Annotated in this window: 18 protein-coding genes; 11 read left to right on the top strand and 7 right to left on the bottom strand. The window is 36.1% G+C overall.

Features of this window, described 5'->3' with window-relative positions:
• Positions 1-157: 157 nt before the first annotated feature.
• Positions 158-1249 (bottom strand): vWA domain-containing protein, encoded by a 1092-nt coding sequence (locus tag CHB68_RS08455; RefSeq protein ID WP_089260402.1) that lies wholly within the window; start codon positions 1247-1249, stop codon positions 158-160.
• 203 nt (positions 1250-1452) lie between these two features.
• On the opposite strand from CHB68_RS08455, the gene CHB68_RS08450 reads away from it, so the two are divergent.
• Genes CHB68_RS08450 through CHB68_RS08440 form a run of 3 tightly spaced genes read left to right on the top strand, consistent with a single transcriptional unit; the run spans position 1453 to position 4183 of the window.
• The gene (locus CHB68_RS08450) at positions 1453-2460 is read left to right on the top strand and encodes an XdhC family protein (protein WP_089260401.1); all 1008 of its coding nucleotides are present in this window, start codon (positions 1453-1455) and stop codon (positions 2458-2460) included.
• The gene (locus CHB68_RS08445) at positions 2460-3071 is read left to right on the top strand and encodes a nucleotidyltransferase family protein (protein ID WP_089260400.1); all 612 of its coding nucleotides are present in this window, start codon (positions 2460-2462) and stop codon (positions 3069-3071) included. Before CHB68_RS08450 ends, CHB68_RS08445 begins: the two co-directional genes overlap by 1 nt.
• 17 nt (positions 3072-3088) lie before the next feature.
• Entirely contained in the window at positions 3089-4183 is a 1095-nt protein-coding gene (locus tag CHB68_RS08440) for an amidohydrolase family protein (protein ID WP_245838884.1), read from the top strand.
• Positions 4184-4185: 2 nt separating this feature from the next.
• On the opposite strand, the gene CHB68_RS18555 is transcribed toward CHB68_RS08440, so the two are convergent.
• Entirely contained in the window at positions 4186-4332 is a 147-nt protein-coding gene (locus CHB68_RS18555; protein WP_179213167.1) for a hypothetical protein, read from the bottom strand.
• Between the two features lie 209 nt (positions 4333-4541).
• Between CHB68_RS18555 and CHB68_RS08435 the strand changes: the two genes are divergently transcribed.
• Both CHB68_RS08435 and CHB68_RS08430 read left to right on the top strand, forming a co-directional pair.
• The gene (locus CHB68_RS08435; protein WP_089260398.1) at positions 4542-5033 is read left to right on the top strand and encodes an RNA polymerase sigma factor; all 492 of its coding nucleotides are present in this window, start codon (positions 4542-4544) and stop codon (positions 5031-5033) included.
• Between the two features lie 3 nt (positions 5034-5036).
• Positions 5037-5636 (top strand): hypothetical protein, encoded by a 600-nt coding sequence (locus tag CHB68_RS08430; protein WP_089260397.1) that lies wholly within the window; start codon positions 5037-5039, stop codon positions 5634-5636.
• On the opposite strand, the gene CHB68_RS08425 is transcribed toward CHB68_RS08430, so the two are convergent.
• Positions 5637-6266, bottom strand: coding sequence for a GntR family transcriptional regulator (locus CHB68_RS08425; protein ID WP_089260396.1), 630 nt, complete (start codon positions 6264-6266; stop codon positions 5637-5639). It abuts the gene before it with no gap.
• A gap of 161 nt (positions 6267-6427) precedes the next feature.
• Here CHB68_RS08425 and CHB68_RS08420 point away from each other — a divergent pair, with 161 nt between their 5' ends.
• From CHB68_RS08420 to CHB68_RS08410, 3 genes are all read left to right on the top strand, one after another.
• Positions 6428-7210 (top strand): hypothetical protein, encoded by a 783-nt coding sequence (locus tag CHB68_RS08420; protein WP_143815183.1) that lies wholly within the window; start codon positions 6428-6430, stop codon positions 7208-7210.
• 361 nt (positions 7211-7571) lie between these two features.
• Positions 7572-8030 (top strand): cold-shock protein, encoded by a 459-nt coding sequence (locus CHB68_RS08415; protein ID WP_089260394.1) that lies wholly within the window; start codon positions 7572-7574, stop codon positions 8028-8030.
• Positions 8031-8044: 14 nt separating this feature from the next.
• Positions 8045-8980: an EamA family transporter gene (locus CHB68_RS08410; protein WP_089260393.1), complete on the top strand. Its 936-nt coding sequence runs from the start codon at positions 8045-8047 to the stop codon at positions 8978-8980.
• Here CHB68_RS08410 and CHB68_RS08405 read toward each other — a convergent pair.
• Positions 8973-9557: a pseudouridine synthase gene (locus tag CHB68_RS08405; protein WP_089260392.1), complete on the bottom strand. Its 585-nt coding sequence runs from the start codon at positions 9555-9557 to the stop codon at positions 8973-8975. The genes CHB68_RS08410 and CHB68_RS08405 overlap by 8 nt on opposite strands.
• Before the next feature lie 119 nt (positions 9558-9676).
• On the opposite strand from CHB68_RS08405, the gene CHB68_RS08400 reads away from it, so the two are divergent.
• Positions 9677-11230 (top strand): DEAD/DEAH box helicase, encoded by a 1554-nt coding sequence (locus tag CHB68_RS08400; RefSeq protein WP_089260391.1) that lies wholly within the window; start codon positions 9677-9679, stop codon positions 11228-11230.
• Between the two features lie 64 nt (positions 11231-11294).
• Here the strand turns inward: CHB68_RS08400 and CHB68_RS08395 are convergent, their stop codons facing one another.
• The 3 genes from CHB68_RS08395 to CHB68_RS08385 form a co-directional block, all read right to left on the bottom strand.
• A complete protein-coding gene (locus CHB68_RS08395) occupies positions 11295-11681 on the bottom strand; it encodes a hypothetical protein (RefSeq protein WP_089260390.1) in 387 nt (128 codons plus the stop codon).
• Between the two features lie 62 nt (positions 11682-11743).
• Positions 11744-12277 (bottom strand): carboxymuconolactone decarboxylase family protein, encoded by a 534-nt coding sequence (locus CHB68_RS08390; protein ID WP_089260389.1) that lies wholly within the window; start codon positions 12275-12277, stop codon positions 11744-11746.
• Positions 12278-12655: 378 nt separating this feature from the next.
• Positions 12656-13498 (bottom strand): helix-turn-helix domain-containing protein, encoded by an 843-nt coding sequence (locus CHB68_RS08385; protein ID WP_089260388.1) that lies wholly within the window; start codon positions 13496-13498, stop codon positions 12656-12658.
• 187 nt (positions 13499-13685) lie between these two features.
• Between CHB68_RS08385 and CHB68_RS08380 the strand changes: the two genes are divergently transcribed.
• Positions 13686-17735, top strand: a complete 4050-nt coding sequence (locus CHB68_RS08380; protein ID WP_089260387.1) for a BspA family leucine-rich repeat surface protein — start codon at positions 13686-13688, stop codon at positions 17733-17735.
• On the top strand, positions 17732-18433 hold the full coding sequence (locus tag CHB68_RS08375; protein ID WP_071342213.1) for a hypothetical protein: 702 nt from the start codon (positions 17732-17734) through the stop codon (positions 18431-18433). The genes CHB68_RS08380 and CHB68_RS08375 overlap by 4 nt, the downstream gene beginning before the upstream one ends.
• Positions 18434-18471: the final 38 nt, after the last annotated feature.

The raw sequence follows: 18471 nt of genomic DNA, 5'->3' as shown, positions 1-18471 counted from the left end.
AAATCGGTAAACGGACGTTTTATATCCATGCACCTACCTTAAAATTAAGTGTGATTTTAACGTCAACAAAATGAGTATCAACATGTTGTTGGTGCTGGAATAAAACAAAAAAAAAGAAGCGTAAATACGCTTCTTTCCTTATCATTTCATATTAAACTTATTCACAACCTCCAGTAAATCCGTTGGCACTGAACTTGGTCTGTACCGCACCTTTTCTGGCTCCGGTATTAAGTTCTATGGCCAAATTATTATCACCGCTACCATCTCGTTTAGGGCTACAGTATTCAAATAAATAATAGCTATTGGCCCTTTCGGATACTTTTTCGGAAATATCCCTGAACGTACGCTCCAGTTCATCTTTGTTCTGTGCAAATACGCTGGCGGTCTTACCTATATCGGTCAAGACCTCTGTATCGATCTCACCACCTAATCCTATACTGAAGAAAGAAATGTTGGCATTTGCTTCGTTCACTTTCTTAAGGGCTGCGCTTTCGGTATAACGCGATGCTTGGTCCGTACCATCCGTAAACAAAACAACGGAGGCAGCTCCAATTTTACCACCTGCGGTAGAAGTTTTTACCAAATCCGATGCTATATCGGTAGATTTAATTACCGCACCATATAAATCTGTAGATGGATCGTTACTGATATCATCGGTTATACCATCTATAGATGCGATTAGTTCTTCTTTAGAAGGGGTCAAAGCATTCAACAGGTGAAGTTCATCTTCACCATCAAACCAATAGATAGCCATTTTTACGGACTCTTGGGTGGTAGATGGCATTACGGCGTCAATAAAACTGGTTGAGGCCAATTTTAATTCCTGCAAGCTACTGCTCAACACGCTATTACTTAAATCTAACACCAATAAGGTATTGTTAGAGAATATTTGGGAATTGGGAGAAATTCTTGCAGAAGACTCAGAGGTAGAAATGGTTTTGAAACAATCATCATTACGTCCTTGCTCATAAATGGTAAATTGATTTGCTGTTAAGCCTGGAACGGGATTTCCGCTTGTATCGGATACTCTAAAGAAAACGGACACTTTTCCCGGCAATGTGGTATACTGTTCCTGAATGGAAAGCACCAACTCGCCCTCTTCCAATCCTAAGCAATCATCTACCGGCTCTCCTTTCCCTAGACCATCCCCAAGGTTCAGGTCCAAACTTACATCATCATCTGCATTACCACACGAAACCAGTAAAGACAGTACAAAAAACACACTGAAGGTCTTTAAAAAATTTTTCATATTCAATATTTATACGTTCAACTAGCAGAACGGACAAAGTGTATTTAAATTATAGAAGATTTTAAAATTAATGTTAAAGATTGTTAAAGGTGAATTGCCTGTTTATATTGAAAAATTAAAAGCCTATAATTTTAGTAGCTTTATAGCAAATCTAATAAAGTCCTAAGCTATATAAAATGGTACTTTTAAACATAATACAATAAATGACCCACGAACTTAAGACCATTTTTAATGCGTACGAATTGGCAAAGGAGGAAAATGTAAGTTGTGTTTTGGCAACCGTAGTTTTTCTTGAAGGTTCTTCGTATAGAAAACCGGGTGTCCGTATGCTGATCCGTGAAGATGATACAATGATCGGAGCGGTCAGTGGTGGTTGTGTGGAGAAAGAAGTACTTTTTCAGTCACAGTCCGTCTTTAAGGACCATTCTGCCAAATTAATGACCTATGACGGTCGCTTTCGTTTAGGGTGCGAAGGTATCTTGTACATTATGTTGGAAATTTTCTCTCCCAACGAATCCCTTGTACATGCCTTTAAAAAGGTAATAGAGAATAGAATGGACTTTACATTATCAACAACATATGAGAAAGAATATGGGCAATTAAATGGTTATGGCACCTTTATAACACTAGGTGCAAAAACATATCCTTTAAATCCTTATACCAGGCAACAGTCTAACGCGCATTCCTTTGAGCAAAAAATGCCTCCTTGCAAACGGTTATTATTAATAGGTGGTGAACATGACGCGGTTCAGCTAGCTCATTTTGGAGTTAGTATGGGTTGGGAAGTAAGGGTGGCCGTGACTCCACAAGAGAATAAGTCCATATTGGATTTTAAGGGTATAGATGAATTATTGAATTATGAACCCGAACTATTCCCCGTTGAACAAATAGATGAAGAAACGGCTGTGGTACTTATGACGCATAGCTTTGCCAAGGATTTAAAATATCTAATGGCCTTAAAAAATGTAAAGCCTATGTACTTAGGTGTTTTAGGACCTATTAAAAGGAGGGAAAAATTACTGGACCATCTATTGGAACAGGATATGGACATTTCTGTAGATTTCCTTGAATCTATTCATGGTCCTGCCGGATTAAATATTGGTGCAGAAACCCCTCAGGAAATTGCAATTTCAATTTTAGCGGAAATACTAACGGTTATTAGGAAAACCGAACCCATGATGCTAAAAAACAGGGCACAAAAACCGGTTTAATGATTTCTGGAAAAGACATAACCGTTTTAATAATGGCCGCAGGGGAATCTAAACGCATGCAGGATATTAAACAACTTTTACCGTGGAAAGATTCCAATTTCTTATTAGAGATCATAAAAACAGCCAAAAATAGTAGGGTAGGCTCGGTACACCTTGTTTTGGGCGCTCATGCAGAGCGTATTGTGGATAAATGTTCCCTCAACGACCTCCATGTTGATTATATGATAAACCCCAATTGGCAAATGGGTTTGGGAAATAGTATAGCATATGGTGTAAACCATTTGCTTTCATTGGCATCCAGACCGCAAGGTATTTTAATTTGTCTTGCGGACCAACCATTAATGACATCCGATTATTTAAATTTAATGGTGGAAAATTTTATACAAAATCCAAATAGAATAATTGCGACCAATTATACCCAAAAAACGGGTGTACCGGCTTTGTTTCCTATTACCTTTTATGAAAAACTTTCCCAGCTTAAAGATGATTATGGGGCCAAAGAAATATTGAAACGTTATAGAAAAGAGACCATTGGCCTAAATGCAGGAAAAGGAATTATTGATATAGACACTAAAGCGGCATACGAACAACTTATTACAGATACCCAATAACCAACATGATAATTAATATGATGTACCACCTTAAAGCAATACTAATCTCCAGTGTTTTCCTTATTCTAGTTAATTTTGCATATTCCCAAGAAATGGGATTTGAAGAGTATAATCCTATTTCAACATTGGTCATACCGGGCAAAGAAATTAAAACGGCCAAATTTCCATTTATTGATGTGCATAGCCACCAAAGGGATATGTCAGTAGAAGCACTTACGGCATTGTTAAAGGATATGGACGCCATGAACGAAGCCATAATGGTGAACTTAAGTGGTCGTTCAGGTGAAAGTCTTAAAGAGAAAGTTGACAATATCAACAAAAGTTATCCCAATAGGTTTGTTGTGTTTGCCAATGTGGATTTTGAGGGAGCAAAAGATTTGGAGTGGGGCAAAAAGGCTGCCGCCCAGTTGGAACTGGATATCAAGAACGGGGCTAAAGGCTTAAAGATTTTTAAGAGTCTAGGTTTGCGTAATAAAGATGCCGATGGAAATCGTTTGGCAATTGACGATTACAGATTAGATCCTATTTGGGAAAAATGTGCTGAAATGGGCGTCCCAGTATTGATTCATGCAGCTGACCCCAAATCATTTTGGGACGAAATGAATGCGGAAAACGAGCGTTGGCTAGAATTAAAAACACATCCTAGAAGAAAAAGGTCCGCCACAGATCCGGCACCTTTTGAACAAATTATACAGGAGCAGCATAACGTTTTTAAAAAACATCCAAAGACCAAGTTCATTAATGCACATATGGGATGGCATGCCAATAATTTGGAAAAGCTAGGCGAGTTACTTGATGCAATGCCCAATATGAATGTAGGCATATCTGCCGTTATTGCGGAGTTGGGTAGACAACCACAGCATGCAAAGGCATTTTTTATTAAATATCAAGATCGTATCCTGTTTGGTAAGGATAGTTGGAAACCAGAGGAATTTCCGACATATTTTAGGGTATTGGAGAGCAATGATGAATACTTTCCGTATTACAAGAAATATCATGCCTTTTGGGCAATGTACGGGCTTGATCTACCAGACGATGTGTTGAAGAAAGTATATTATAAAAATGCGCTAAATCTCATTCCAGGACTGGATAAATCCTTGTTTCAGGAATAAGATTACACTTTTTTCAATACTACATCCTCTGCTTTGACAGGGATATCCTTAGTATCTTGAAAAATACCACATGATATTTGCTTCTTGGCTAGTGCAGCGGTTTTTTTACGTTTTGTCAAAGCCTCAATTTCCTTGTTTAAAAATTGCATAACCTAATAATTTTTAAATAAAACGAACATTTGTGCCCTATGTTGCATAGACAGTTTTAAATATATGCTAAACAGCTGGTTATCTTTATTCTACCCATAATGGGATAGACCTTATATACGAACCAAACGATAGCAAATAACAAAAAAATTATAATTATATGTGACAAAAAGGTTTGTTCATATACCAATAGGGAAAATAACGGTTGTACATGTCCAAAGAAGTTGAATTTACCAATTTGATAAGAGATCACCAAGGTTTGTTGTTTAAGGTTACCTCTATATATACCGATACCAAACAAGACCAGGAAGACCTTTTTCAAGAAGTGGTATTTCAGTTATGGAAGTACTTTGATTCGTTCAGGAATGAGTCTAAAATTACCACTTGGATGTATAAAGTTGCCATGAATACGGCCATTACTTTTTTAAAAAAAGATAAAAGAAGACCGGATTCCGTTTCTATGGCAGATACAGTTTCACAAATTATGGAACCTGGCAATGATGACGTATATGAAGAGCGATTACGGTTGTTATATGCACATTTAAAGCATTTAAATCATTTGGACAAAACCTTGATTTTTCTTCTACTAGAGGCAAAAAGCTATAAGGAAATAGCAGAAATAACTGGGTTACAGGCCAGTAATGTGGGAACGCGAATCTCAAGAATCAAACAAAAATTAAAATCTAACATGATAAAATCATAATCTATGGAACTGGAGGAATTACAATCTGCCTGGGTGCAAATGGGCAACGAACTGGAACGGCAGAAAAAATTGACGAATACAATAATCTTGAACATGACCAAAGAGAAATATCAAAATAAATTTAAGAGCGCACTAACCTTAGAAACAATAGGTGCTGTAGTATGTTTTGCACTGGCTTTACTTTTCTTATATAAATTCAATGTTTTGGATACTTGGTACTTACGTTTATGTGGAATTTTGACCATAGGCTATATGGTTATTTTTCCCATTCTGGTATTGGATGCCTTGCGTAGGATTAAAAATTTAGACCTTTTAAACGGTAGCTATAAAGCCAATCTTACCCATTATTTAAAATCTAAAAATCGACTACTGCGCTTACAGCAGATAGCTATGGGTATTGGAATGGCCGGTATGGTATTTATTTTACCTACTTTTTCAAAAATTAGTTCAGGCAAGGATATCTTTATGGAAGGTTTACGATCTACACAATGGATATTCCTAACCATAACTTTAGTGATTACCCTTATTTTTTGCTTATGGGGTTATAGAGGATATATGCGATTGACCAAATCTGCACAAGAAATTTTGAAAGAACTGGATTAATTATTCGGTCAATTTTTTCTGGATGTAGTTTAAGATAAGCATCCAGTTCATTTTCAATAGCAGTGATGCCGTAGGAACGTTATTATCGGCAATGGCGGCTATTATGGATTCATGTTGGTTATCGGATTTGTTATAGAAGGAGTCATCATTGGTAAAGGCCCTTTCATAAAAGAAAATACGGGTTTTAAGGTCGTTTAGTATCTGTAAGGCCAAATCGTTCTCATAGCCCTTGGTTAGTAGCCTATGAAATTCCAAATCCGCTTGTATCCGGGAAATGGCATCTTTGGCATTTTCAAATACTTCTTGCTGCATTTTTAGTTGTTCAATGTCGTCTTGGGTAAACTCCGTGTTTTCAATGGCCATTACTTCTAGATTGGCCACTAGGCCATAAAGGTCCTCGGCTTCTTTAACATCCAGTTCGGCAATGATGAACCCTCTGTTAGGTACGGCCTTGATGATATGTGCCTGCTGCAATTGTGCCAACGCTTCCCTAATTGGGGTTACACTAACATCTAAATCGCGCGAAAGGGCCGCCAAATTAATGGTCTTGCCCGTTTTTAGATTTCCGGTAATCATCTGAGAAAGAAGGTAATCCCTTACTTGGTCCCTTAAGTTTACTTTTACCAACATGAGTCAAAAATAGTATATCGTATATGATTATAAGCGAATATTTTCATGTTTTCGTATACTTTGTGGTTTTTATATTCTAAGAACATGGCATAAAATTGACGGTCTTTATAATTAATGGTGTTTTTGTACGTTTTTATAGCACAACCCTACAAGCAAACAATATGAAAAAAGTAACATTAATTTTAAGAAAATTATCTGCCGTACTTCCGGTATTATTCCTTGCCTATAGCTGTAGCGATGATAATGCTATGGATGAAGAAGCAGTTATTACAGAAACAGAATTGCAAGCAGTTTTAACCACCGATGATTATTTGGACGGTGTGGACCTTGCACTTTACAACATGTCATCTGCCCAAGGTTCTTCGGGAAAATCATCTAATGAAGAATGCTATACCGCAGAATATACGGATACCGGCTACACAGCGGTATTCAACAATTGTGTATTGAACGGAACGGATCAAGTAAACGGTACGTTGACCGTGACCTATGACCTTCAGGGAGAAGAAGGTTCCTTTACCGCAAGCTATGTGGATTTTTATATTGGGGAAATCAAGGTCAACGGTTCCAGATCTTATGTGTTCAGTGGTAATGATAACGAAAGTGCCATAACTTTTGAGGTTACAAGCGATATAACTGTAGAAATGGAAGATGGCTCAATAATATCCGATAACGGAAGAAAAAGTACGACCATTACTTTTGATGAAACGGCTTCATATAGTGTAACAGGAGAGTGGACCGTGGTATATGAAGGAAACACGTATAAAATTGAGGTAAATTCTCCCTTAAAAAGCGACTTAGGCTGTACCTATATTGCTGCAGGTGATTTGGATATCTCCAAAAATGGACTTACTGTTAATGTAGCATTTGGTGATGGTACTTGTGATGATAGTGCCACTATGACCTATCCTAACGGCGTTCAAGAGACTATTACATTAAAGGATTAGGGTATATATCATATTAATAATTTAAAAGAGGGGTTTAAACGACAGTAGTTTAAACTCCTCTTTTCATTTTCAGGACTATTATTTCCTGTATTATGACATCTTACAATCCATATTTCTTGGCTATCTATTAAATAATGGTAAACTCTTCTAAAAGTTTAATAGTTTGATGCCCCGTAATGCTAAATAATTGAAATACAAATCATATCTTTGTTGGACTTTAAAGGGGTGCAGATGATTCTTGCAATGGCCTTACAACAAATGGCAGCATAGTTTACTCAAAAAACTTACCATTGGTTCTATACGTCACCACGTATTTCAATTCCTTTACAGTAAAATTCAAGTATTATCATTAAAATTTCGAATGGCAAAATCACAACAGACATTTAATAAAACTGAAAAAGAAAAAAAACGCTTAAAAAAGCGAGAAGAGAAAAAGAAAAAAATGCTTGCGCGCAAGGCAGCGGCGAAGGAAAGTGGAACTTCTGGCATACCATTGGCCTATGTGGACTTCAATGGCAATTTGGTAGATACACCGCCAGATCCTGCCATGAAGGTAGAGATAGAAGCTGAGGATATTGTTTTGGGTATTCCTAAAAAAGAAGAAGGTGATGTTGAGGAATTTGATCCGGTAAGAAACGGTAAGGTTTCATTTTTTGATACTTCTAAAGGTTTTGGTTTTATCATAGACTCTGAAAACAATGAAAAATATTTTGTTCATGTGAGCGGTCTTATCGATGAAATCATGGAAAATGACAAGGTTTCGTACGAGCTTGAAAAAGGAATGAAGGGTATGAATGCCGTTCGTGTCAAAAAAATATAGCCAACACATTCCCTATGGCAAAACTGCAACGCAATACCGTTCTGGTAGTATTGTCTTTCTTTGCCATTTACTTCATCTGGGGATCTACTTATTTATGGAACAAAATTGCGGTAACGGAATTACCTGCCTTTATGCTGGCAGGTATTCGTTTTTTAACGGCCGGTAGTTTAATTTTCATCATATCCAAAATTTTGGGCCTACCCTTAGGCATTACCAAAACACAATTTAAGAATACGTTTATTGCAGGGTTTCTTTTTTTAACTTTTGGAAATGGGGTAGTGGTATGGGCCTTGAAATTCGTAGATAGCGGTTTTGCGGCCTTGGAGGTTTCCGCACAGCCCTTGGTAGTTTTATTGATGATGCGTGTGTTGCAAGGTAAAAAAATTCAACCCATGTCTGTAATAGGCGTAATATTGGGTATTACCGGCATTTTTCTATTGGTTGGGCAAAAGGAAATAATAACCCAAGAAGGTGCAGTATTGGGAATGTTCCTCATCTTTATCTGTATGTTGAGTTGGTCCTATGGAAGTTTATTTGTCGGTAAGGCAGATTTACCACAAAACTTTTTTGTCAATACCGGCTATCAAATGTTGACCAGTGGTTTTTCCCTAATTTTCATTAGCTTTTTACTTGGAGAGACTTGGTCTTGGCCATCACAATGGAGTATACCGGTACTTTGGTCCATGTCATTACTTATTATTTTTGGCAGTATTGTAACCTTTACGGCCTTTAATTATCTTTTACGGTTTGTTTCTCCAGAAAAGGTGGCCACTTCTTCGTACGTTAACCCGATCATTGCTATGGTATTAGGCTGGTATTTCTTAAATGAACAGATTACATTACAATCCATAGTTGCCTCAATAGTGCTTTTGACGGGGGTCTATTTTATCAATACCAAAAAGAGTTTAACGATTTTCTCTAGGTTTTCAGGTAAAAGAATTCCTAAATAATATCCGTATTTAAGGTTATTGGCTCCACTTGTCCGGGTAGCATGTGTTCCAAATAGATATTTCCTATACGTACACGTACAAGTCGTATAGTAGGATAACCGACCGCAGCCGTCATTTTGCGTATTTGCCTAAATTTACCTTCGGTCAGTATAATTCGTATCCATGAAGTTGGTCTATGCCTTCCAATACGGAGCTTAGCACTGGGTTCGGGTAATGTGGGGTTAGTCATTAATTGCTCTACCGTACAGGGTTTTGTACCATAGGTAGTGCCAAAAAGTCCAATATTTACCCCGCTACTTAGTTCTATAATGGCTTGTGTAGTAATTAGTCCATCTAACTGTGCCAGATACTCTTTTTCTACTCCTTTACGATTTATGATATCGCTTAATTTACCATCCGTTGTCATGAGTAAAAGACCTTCTGACTTCTCGTCCAACCTACCAATAGGCATAATTTCAGAATTGAACGGATAAAGTTCACTTAAAAACTTTTTCTTGCGCAACTGCCGTTCTTCGTTGGAAGTCAATTGACTCAACATTCCAAATGGTTTATATACTTTAAAATGGCAATGTTTCATTATTTTGTATGGTCTGTAAAAAATTGCTTACCAATGGTCGCAAAAGATACCCTTTTTAACCCATGAATTAGTAATCTACTATTGATAATGTTACCTTTGCAACTTCCAGAAAAGATTTTATGCAAGAGACAGTTTTTGAACTACAGGATAAGAAAACCGATAAGGAACTATATAGCTACCAACAGGGTGCTATTCAACAAATTTTTGACAAGTTCGATTCTGAACGTGAAGATTACCATCTTTTATATCAATTGCCAACCGGTGGTGGTAAAACTGTTATTTTCTCCGAAATAGTAAGACAGTACCTTAAAAACCATAGCAAGAAAGTTTTGGTGATGACCCACCGTATAGAACTTTGTAATCAAACTTCTGAAATGCTCACCAATTTTGGCGTCGTTAACAAAGTGGTTAACAGTAAGGCAAATTTGGATGACCAAGAGCGTTACAGTTGTTATGTGGCCATGGTAGAAACCTTGAACAATCGTCTAAACGACGACCAGCTGGATATTTCAGATGTTGGTCTGGTCATCATAGATGAGGCGCATTACAATTCATTTACAAAACTGTTCAAATTTTTTGAAAATTCATTTGTTCTTGGTGTAACGGCCACTCCTTTAAGTTCCAATAAGGACTTGCCCATGAACAAGAATTATGATGAACTTATACCCGGGGAAAGTATTGAAAACCTTATAGAGAACGATTTCTTGGCTAGGGCAGAGGTGTTTCATTATGATATGGGGCTAACTTCGTTAGAAGTAGGCTCTAATGGTGATTATACCGTAAAATCATCTGCCGATCTTTATACTAGCCCGGCTATGCTGAACAAGCTATTAGAAGCTTATTCAAAACACTCCAAAGGTAAAAAGACATTAATTTTCAATAATGGTATAGAAACATCCATACAAGTATACCATACATTCAAAGCCGTAGGATTGCCCATTATGCATTTGGACAATACGGCGACCAAAAAACAACGTAAACAAATATTAAGGTGGTTTAGAGAAACTCCAGATGCCATCTTAACATCCGTAAGTATCTTAACAACCGGTTTTGATGAACCGACCATTGACACCATTATCCTTAATAGGGCAACAAAATCACTTACCCTGTACTATCAAATGATCGGTAGGGGCTCTAGGGTATTGAACAATAAATCCAAATTCACCGTAATTGACCTAGGGAACAACCTTTATCGTTTTGGTCCTTGGGGTGCGGACCTAGATTGGGGCGCTATTTTCAAATCACCTAATTTCTACATGGACCGTATTAGGGATGATGAGGATATTGAAAGTGATTTTAAACTGGATTTGTCCGAAGAGGTCAAAGCAGAATTCAAAAACTCAAAGGAGACCTATTTTGATATCAAGGAAACGTATGAAACCGCTACGTTTGCGGGAGAATCATCTAAAGTAGTTCTTGAACGATCTATAGCTCAACACGCATACATTTGTATTGAAAACAGTGAAGATGTCTATGATGCCATAGCATTGGCAAAGCTATTAAAAGAAGATATTGATAATAGAATTCACGTTTACGGAAAATGTATTAGCAAAAGCACCTATAACTTTTTAAGTTGGCTAAAAGATGATTATCAAAAGAAACTAAATGCTTATTTACGTGAGAATTTTGATTCTGTTTTTGAAGATATACATGGTCACCCGCCAGAAGATTAAAATAATAACTTATAAAAAAAGGGCTATTCTTACGAATAGCCCTTTTTCATTGCAAAACTTAACCTTATTCTACGATAAGACTATATTGTGGCGTTGGATTTAAAGGGCAGAAATATACATATTCACCTTTTTCTAATTTAGTTTCTTTAGAATGACCAACCGTGTTGTTCTTAACAGCTGCAGTTACGTATGCAGTTTGAATGTGGTTCTCTGGTTTTGAAGCATCTTTTCCTTTTTTTACTAAAACCAAACCTTCATCTTTACCCACATTATTGTTGGCAACGTCAAAAATATAAGTGCCTTCGCTAACAGTGATAGATTTTTGGGTGAATTCCCCTGTTGTTTGTTCTAAGGCAATTTTCTTAACTGGCTGCTTCATCATTTTGTCCTGTGCATTTGCGTTGAATAAAAATGCCAATACGATAACTAAAATTGATAATACTCTTTTCATGTTTTTAAAATTTAGTGTGGGTTTCCCCGTTTTAATGATTAATAATTATTATTTGTAATTGTTTATAAAGATGGTGCTACAGGAAAATCAACCGGAACCTGTGTAGTACTGTGTATGTAGTTGGAAATTGTTTTATCACCAACCAATGATATTGTATCTATTAAATTGGCTTTTGTATAACCTGCCGCAAAATAATCGTTCAATACGTCCTCATCAGTGCGGCCTCTATTTTCAGTAATATTCTTCGCTAATTTTGCAAGTGCATTTAATTTAGTGTCAAAAGAGGCTTTTCCTGCTCTAAGCTCTAAAATTTGTTCATCTGTAAAACCGTTCATTTTACCAATGGCTGTATGTGCCGATAAACAGTAAATACAATTGTTAACTTGGCTTACCGCTAAATTGACAACTTCTTTCTCCTTAGCTGATAATGAAGTTTTGGCATTTGCAAAATTCAAGTAGTTTTCTAATGCGGTATCACTATTGGCATATGTGGCATATAAATTAGGGACAAATCCCAATGCTTTTTCCAAATTATCGAAAATACCTTGATTTTTCTCGCTTACTTCTTCTCTTGTTGGTACATTAAATGTGTTCATATTATTATTTTTTTAAATTGAATTTATTATGTTATTAATCTTGTACAAAGGTAAATTGGTGAAGTAGTTATGGTCATGCTTGAAATTCCCATTGACATGTCAATTTTTCCCTCAAAGCAATGAATTGAATACTCGGGCCAGTTTTGAGGAATTATCAGAATCACAATAATAGTCCGATAAATGATTGTGCTTACAATGCTCTTTCACATTGATTGCATTAGACGCGTCTATCCTTTTAGATGTAAATATTTCTATTAAATTAAAAATTGATTTGTGTTTTAAGTTCATGTCTTTACTGTTTTAATTCTACAGTACAAAGATCATCTTTAAGTGAAACTTAAAACGGGCTATTTTACCCTAGTAGTTGTCAATTTTTCCCTAAACGACTTTTGCCAGTTGTTTCTTAAATTGAGAAGGAGAGAGGCTTGTCAATTTTTTAAATAGCCTACTTAAATGAGATGCATCTTCAAAACCAATTTCATAAGCAATTTCCTTTGCTGCTTTATCGGTATAAATGAGTAGTCTTTTAGCCTCAAGAACTATGCGTTCATGTATTATTTGTAAAGGAGTAGTATTGAATTTTGCAAAGGTATTTGAAAGGGTCTTAGGAGATTTAAATAACTTATCCGCGTAAAAAGAGACTGAATGCTCCTCTTTAAAATGGGCTTCTACCAACAAATTAAATGACCTTAGCAAATCTAACTTTACATCACTGGCAGCACTTCCAAATCCTTCTTTTGCCTTAAGCAGCCTTGTGCTCATTATCATAAAGCGAGCCATTAGCATGCGTAGCATTTCGGCTTGTATCGTATCTTCCGTATTTAATTCATCCACAAAAACCTCATGAAGGGTATTAAACTTTCGTTGTTCATTTTCTCCTAAATCTATTAATGGAAAATGTGCATTGCTAAAAAATAACAACCCAGCACAACTTACTTCTTGGTCATGGTCTTTAATGCAATAAAACTCTCTATTGAACTGATAAACAATTAAATCTTTACCCTCAACAAAATGAATAAATTGAACTGGTGTCAACGCAAGCAGACTATGTTCTGAAATGATATATGGTATGCCATCTACCTCAATAGTGGCTTTATTACTTGTAGTTCTAATAAAAATATAGAGTCCGGCTTGTTTTGGTTTTCCGTAATTCTCCAACAAAGCTTCGTTACCAATTTTTAGTAATCCGCCAGTACTAAAATCCTTAAAAACTTCTTGCATGAAGTCTTGGTCTTAAAAAAGGTTGATACATTACAATCCTCTATATTATTCTGCTTGTAGAAATTCAAATAAGACGACCGATTTTATAAAATCCTCATGAGGGAATAATATTACAATTAATCGAATAATTCTTTCAAAACTAACTTATAGTATTAGATTTAACCAATCAACTATAACAACCAAATACATGCGAACTTTACTCAGTTGCATTCTTTTTTTATGCATTACAAATACTTATTCACAAAACGAATTCATAACTACCTGGAAAACAGACAATCCTGGTGTTTCCGAGGATAACCAAATAACTATACCAACATATAAAGCGCCAGATTTTTTACCTCAGGTTATTTATGATTATACTGTAGATTGGGGAGATGGCAATGTTTCGGAAAACGTTACTGGCGATATCACCCACACCTATGCTACCAGCGGGGTTTACCAAGTTTCCATTAACGGTCTTTTCCCGAGGATACTTTTTGAAAATTCAACAAACAGCAAAGATAATAGAAAGATAATTGAGATTAATCAATGGGGTTCAAATCAATGGACATCAATGTCGGGAGCATTTTCTGGATGCGTAAATATTGATGTAAAGGCCACCGATGTTCCCAACTTTTCAAACCTTAACGATATTTCGGCAATGTTTAAAAACTGTAGTTCGCTAATTGGTAATGATACCATGGCAAATTGGGATTTAAGCACGGTTACTCAAATGTCTTTGCTTTATTTTGGGGCAACCAAATTCAATCAACCTATAGGCAACTGGGATGTGTCGAATGTGGAAAGTATGTTTTCTCTTTTTCAATGGGCTACATCATTCAATCAGAATATCTCTGATTGGGATGTTTCTGGCGTAAGCAATATGGGACATATGTTTTTTGGGACCTCTTTCAATAATAATATTGGAAGTTGGAATGTAAGTAATGTACTTTATATGAACGCAATGTTTTCCAACAATCAGGTTTTTAATCAAGATATTTCTGGTTGGGACGTTAGTAACGTTAAATGGATGACAAATATGTTTACCGAAGCTTCTGCTTTTAATCAAGATCTAAGCTCATGGAACGTTGAATCTGTTGAAGAAATGGGCTCAATGTTCTTTTCTGCTTTATCCTTTAATCAAAATTTGGGAGTATGGAATGTTGGTAACGTCAATAACATGAGCTTCATGCTTTCAAATACAGGCATGTCCATTAATAATTATGATTCTACCTTGATCGGATGGAGCAATCTTCCATCTCTTAAAAATGACGTTAAGCTCGACTCAAACATCCAATTTTGCGAAAGTGGAATAAATAGACAAGCTATAATTGAAGTATATAATTGGACTATAAACGATGATGGGCTCTTCCCAGAGTGCACCGCTAATCAAAAACGTCCATTTATTACTACTTGGCAAGTAGAGGCATCTACAAACAACAGTATTACTATTCCAACATTTCCTGGAGAGACTTATGACTATAGTATCGATTGGGGAGACGGAAATTCTCAACCAAATATCACTAATGATATTACTCATCAATATGATAACCCGGGCAATTACAAGGTTACAATAACTGGTGATTTCCCAAGAATATATTTTGAATTAGCGGGACCAAATTCAGCTTTAATTGTAAGTGTAGATCAATGGGGTGATATTAATTGGAGCTCAATGGAAGGAGCATTCTCTAACTGCGTTAATCTTGACGTCAATGCTCATGATGTGCCAGATTTGTCTTTAGTAACATCAGCAAAACAAATGTTCAATAATTGTCAGACTTTGAAAGGCAATTCAAGTTTTAATAACTGGGATGTTTCAAATTTGCAAGACGTTGCTCAGATGTTTTCGGGAACCCCCCTGTTCAATACTATACTTTCTTCATGGGACACGTTGAACATGACTACTATGTTTCAGATGTTCTACGAAAGTGGCTTTAATAATAGTCTTGGGGATTGGAATATTTCTAACGTAAATTCTTTATCAGGAATTTTCGAAGGTTCAGCGCTGAGCACCGTGAATTATGATAATACTTTAATTGGTTGGAGTCATCTAAATACACTTCAACCAAATATTACATTTGATGCCGGTACTAGCCAATTTTGTAATGCAACATCTGCAAGACAGTCAATCATTGAAGGCTATAATTGGATCATTAATGATTCAGGAGAAAACTGTCCAACCTTTCGACCCTTTGTAACGACTTGGAAAACCGATAACCCAGGTACATCAGACAATAATACCATTGCTCTTAGAACATTTGGAGGACCTTTTAATATCGACTGGGGAGACGGTGTTGTTGACATGGACGTAGTGGGTGCAACTCAACATACTTACTCTAATCCAGGTATATACACCGTAAGCATTTCAGGTAGTTTGTTCTCAATGCGTTTACAAACTTTTGATGGCAACGATGTAGGTGGAGATGCCCCTAAACTTATTGAAATTAATCAATGGGGTGATATTAGTTGGAACTCAATGGAATCAGCATTCAAAGGTTGTACCAATCTTGACGTAGTTGCAGGGGATACTCCTGACCTTTCTAACCTTAATTCACTATTTTATATGTTCGAAGGGTGTAGTTCTTTAACTGATAATCCTAGTTTTAATAATTGGGATATTAGTACAATTGAAAATTTAAGTCAAGCTTTTACTAATTGTACTGCTTTTAATGCAGATATTTCAGATTGGGATGTTGGCAATGTCACCACAATGGGGAATTTATTCAGTAACTGTTCAGAATTTAATCAAGATATTTCTGGGTGGAATGTTAGCAATGTTATCAATATGGGTTCCATGTTTAGTCATGCAACTAAATTTAACCAGCCTATAGGTAGTTGGGATGTTTCTAATGTAACCTATATGGGAATTATGTTTCAATCCTCCGGGTTTAATCAAGATATTTCAAGTTGGGACGTTAGTAATGTTGCGAGCATGAGTTCCATGTTTAACTTCGCTCCAAACTTTAATCAAAATATTGGGGATTGGAATGTTTCTAACGTTACCGACATGTCAGGTATGTTTTCAAGTACGGGTTCCTTTAATCAAAACATTGGTAATTGGAATGTTTCCAAAGTGACCAACATGAGTAGGGTTTTTGCAGGGGCTATGGCATTTAATCATGACATTAGCAATTGGGATGTCTCTAGTGTCATCGATATGAGCTGGTTGTTTTCAAGAGCATATAATTTTAACCAAAATTTGACTACTTGGGATGTTTCTCAAGTAACCAATATGTCTGGTATTTTCAATTATAGTGGTCTCTCAAATGCTAATTATGACAGCATATTAGAAGGCTGGAGTCAATTGCCTTCATTACAGCGAGGAGTAACTTTTGATGCCCTTCAAAATCAATTTTGCGAATCTGAAGATGCACGCCAAAACATAGTAGAAAATTATAATTGGCTTATCACCGATGGCGGAAAAGCCTCTTTCTGCAACGAAGACAATGATTTAGACGGAATTTTAGATCATAAAGATTCTTGTTTAGATACAAGACCAAATGTTATAGTGAACGATAATGGTTGCGAAATAATAGCAGCAGATGCCATTTTGGTTTATGGCGCTACACCAACTTGTCCGGGAGAAGCAAATGGAAGTATTTCTATTTCGAGTGAGTTAACTGATTATATTTTTAATATAGCTGTTGAAGGTCCAGTTTCAACAGACTATAATGAGGTATCGTTAAATGAGAATATAGAAGTAGCTAATCTTACCACTGGTTTGTATATGGTCACTATTTCTATTCCAGATATTTTGTATTCTCAAACCTATGGCATTCAAATCAACGAAGTCGGCTCAATCTCTGGAAAGCGAGAAAGTTTAAATACCTCTGCTAAAACGGCAACTTACAATGTGGAGGGCAGCTATACTTATATTGTTGATATAAACGGAGAACTAAAAAACTTCAGCTTTACATCTAACGGAAAAAATGAAATTCAATTATCGGATTTATCTGAATTCAATGCTATTTCTATTACAGGAGAAAGTGACTGCCAAGGGATGGTTACCGATTCATTTGCCTTTTCAGATAGTGTTATAATGTTTCCAACAATTACTTCGGGAGAAGTGTTTATCCAAGGGTACGAAGAATCAAGTACCGTGTTGGTTTATGATTTATCGGGTAAGCTCGTATTAAGTAAAGCATTTTCAGGGCAAGGCTTAAATTCAATCGACTTACAAACTATGGAAACCGGAATTTACCCTACGGTAATCAAATCAAAACAACATTCAAAAACCTTTAAGATTATAAAGAAATGATATATAAAACCTTAAAATATTTTACTAGTCTTTTATTACTTTTTGTATGCTTAAATTCCTGCGATAAAAGCACTCCTGAAGAGACGGAAAAACAGATAGACAATGAGGTTCCTACTAAAGTTACAGGCACTTTACCTGTTAATGGGGAGCCTTGTTCAGAATTTGAGCTTATACCTAATAATGATACCAAAGTCTCTATTTTATTTAAGTGGAACGCTGCGCAAAATACTGTAAATTATACCTTAGAAGTTTTATTAAACAACCAGCAAGCGGTAAGCTCCACTGTTGGTGGACTGGAAACTACGGTTAGCTTAGATAGAGGCAAAACCTATACTTGGACAGTGACTTCTAAAAATGAATTTGGCACTACGGAAAGTGATACGTATTCTTTTACTACCCCTGGTTTAGCCGAAGTTAATTATGCACCTTATGCCGCAGAAATCCGTACTGATTTTAATACTCTAACGCAGTTGTTAACCATTAGTTGGATTGGAACAGATGAGGATAATGACCTTTTAACCTACGATGTAACTATAACCGAAAATGAATCAGAAATAATTGAAGAGACTGACATAGCGGATAATAGCATATCTGGAATTGAATATAATTCTGGCACCGAATATTATATTAAAGTTATTTCTAAAGATAGTACAGGTAGTTTTTCGGTTTCTGAAATAACCGTAAATTCTCCTGAATAGTTTTCGAATTAAACAAAAGAGCTCTGATAATAAAATCA

It is taken from the genome of Maribacter sedimenticola (genome assembly GCF_900188415.1).
Taxonomy (GTDB): domain Bacteria; phylum Bacteroidota; class Bacteroidia; order Flavobacteriales; family Flavobacteriaceae; genus Maribacter; species Maribacter sedimenticola.
This window is presented reverse-complemented; position numbering and strand designations above follow the sequence as displayed.

Coding starts and splice junctions, on each gene's coding strand:
- CHB68_RS08455 (WP_089260402.1), bottom strand. CDS start 1,249: ATGAAAAATTTTTTAAAGACCTTCAGTGTGTTTTTTGTACTGTCTTTA.
- CHB68_RS08450 (WP_089260401.1), top strand. CDS start 1,453: ATGACCCACGAACTTAAGACCATTTTTAATGCGTACGAATTGGCAAAG.
- CHB68_RS08445 (WP_089260400.1), top strand. CDS start 2,460: ATGATTTCTGGAAAAGACATAACCGTTTTAATAATGGCCGCAGGGGAA.
- CHB68_RS08440 (WP_245838884.1), top strand. CDS start 3,089: ATGATGTACCACCTTAAAGCAATACTAATCTCCAGTGTTTTCCTTATT.
- CHB68_RS18555 (WP_179213167.1), bottom strand. CDS start 4,332: ATGCAATTTTTAAACAAGGAAATTGAGGCTTTGACAAAACGTAAAAAA.
- CHB68_RS08435 (WP_089260398.1), top strand. CDS start 4,542: ATGTCCAAAGAAGTTGAATTTACCAATTTGATAAGAGATCACCAAGGT.
- CHB68_RS08430 (WP_089260397.1), top strand. CDS start 5,037: ATGGAACTGGAGGAATTACAATCTGCCTGGGTGCAAATGGGCAACGAA.
- CHB68_RS08425 (WP_089260396.1), bottom strand. CDS start 6,266: ATGTTGGTAAAAGTAAACTTAAGGGACCAAGTAAGGGATTACCTTCTT.
- CHB68_RS08420 (WP_143815183.1), top strand. CDS start 6,428: ATGAAAAAAGTAACATTAATTTTAAGAAAATTATCTGCCGTACTTCCG.
- CHB68_RS08415 (WP_089260394.1), top strand. CDS start 7,572: ATGGCAAAATCACAACAGACATTTAATAAAACTGAAAAAGAAAAAAAA.
- CHB68_RS08410 (WP_089260393.1), top strand. CDS start 8,045: ATGGCAAAACTGCAACGCAATACCGTTCTGGTAGTATTGTCTTTCTTT.
- CHB68_RS08405 (WP_089260392.1), bottom strand. CDS start 9,557: ATGAAACATTGCCATTTTAAAGTATATAAACCATTTGGAATGTTGAGT.
- CHB68_RS08400 (WP_089260391.1), top strand. CDS start 9,677: ATGCAAGAGACAGTTTTTGAACTACAGGATAAGAAAACCGATAAGGAA.
- CHB68_RS08395 (WP_089260390.1), bottom strand. CDS start 11,681: ATGAAAAGAGTATTATCAATTTTAGTTATCGTATTGGCATTTTTATTC.
- CHB68_RS08390 (WP_089260389.1), bottom strand. CDS start 12,277: ATGAACACATTTAATGTACCAACAAGAGAAGAAGTAAGCGAGAAAAAT.
- CHB68_RS08385 (WP_089260388.1), bottom strand. CDS start 13,498: ATGCAAGAAGTTTTTAAGGATTTTAGTACTGGCGGATTACTAAAAATT.
- CHB68_RS08380 (WP_089260387.1), top strand. CDS start 13,686: ATGCGAACTTTACTCAGTTGCATTCTTTTTTTATGCATTACAAATACT.
- CHB68_RS08375 (WP_071342213.1), top strand. CDS start 17,732: ATGATATATAAAACCTTAAAATATTTTACTAGTCTTTTATTACTTTTT.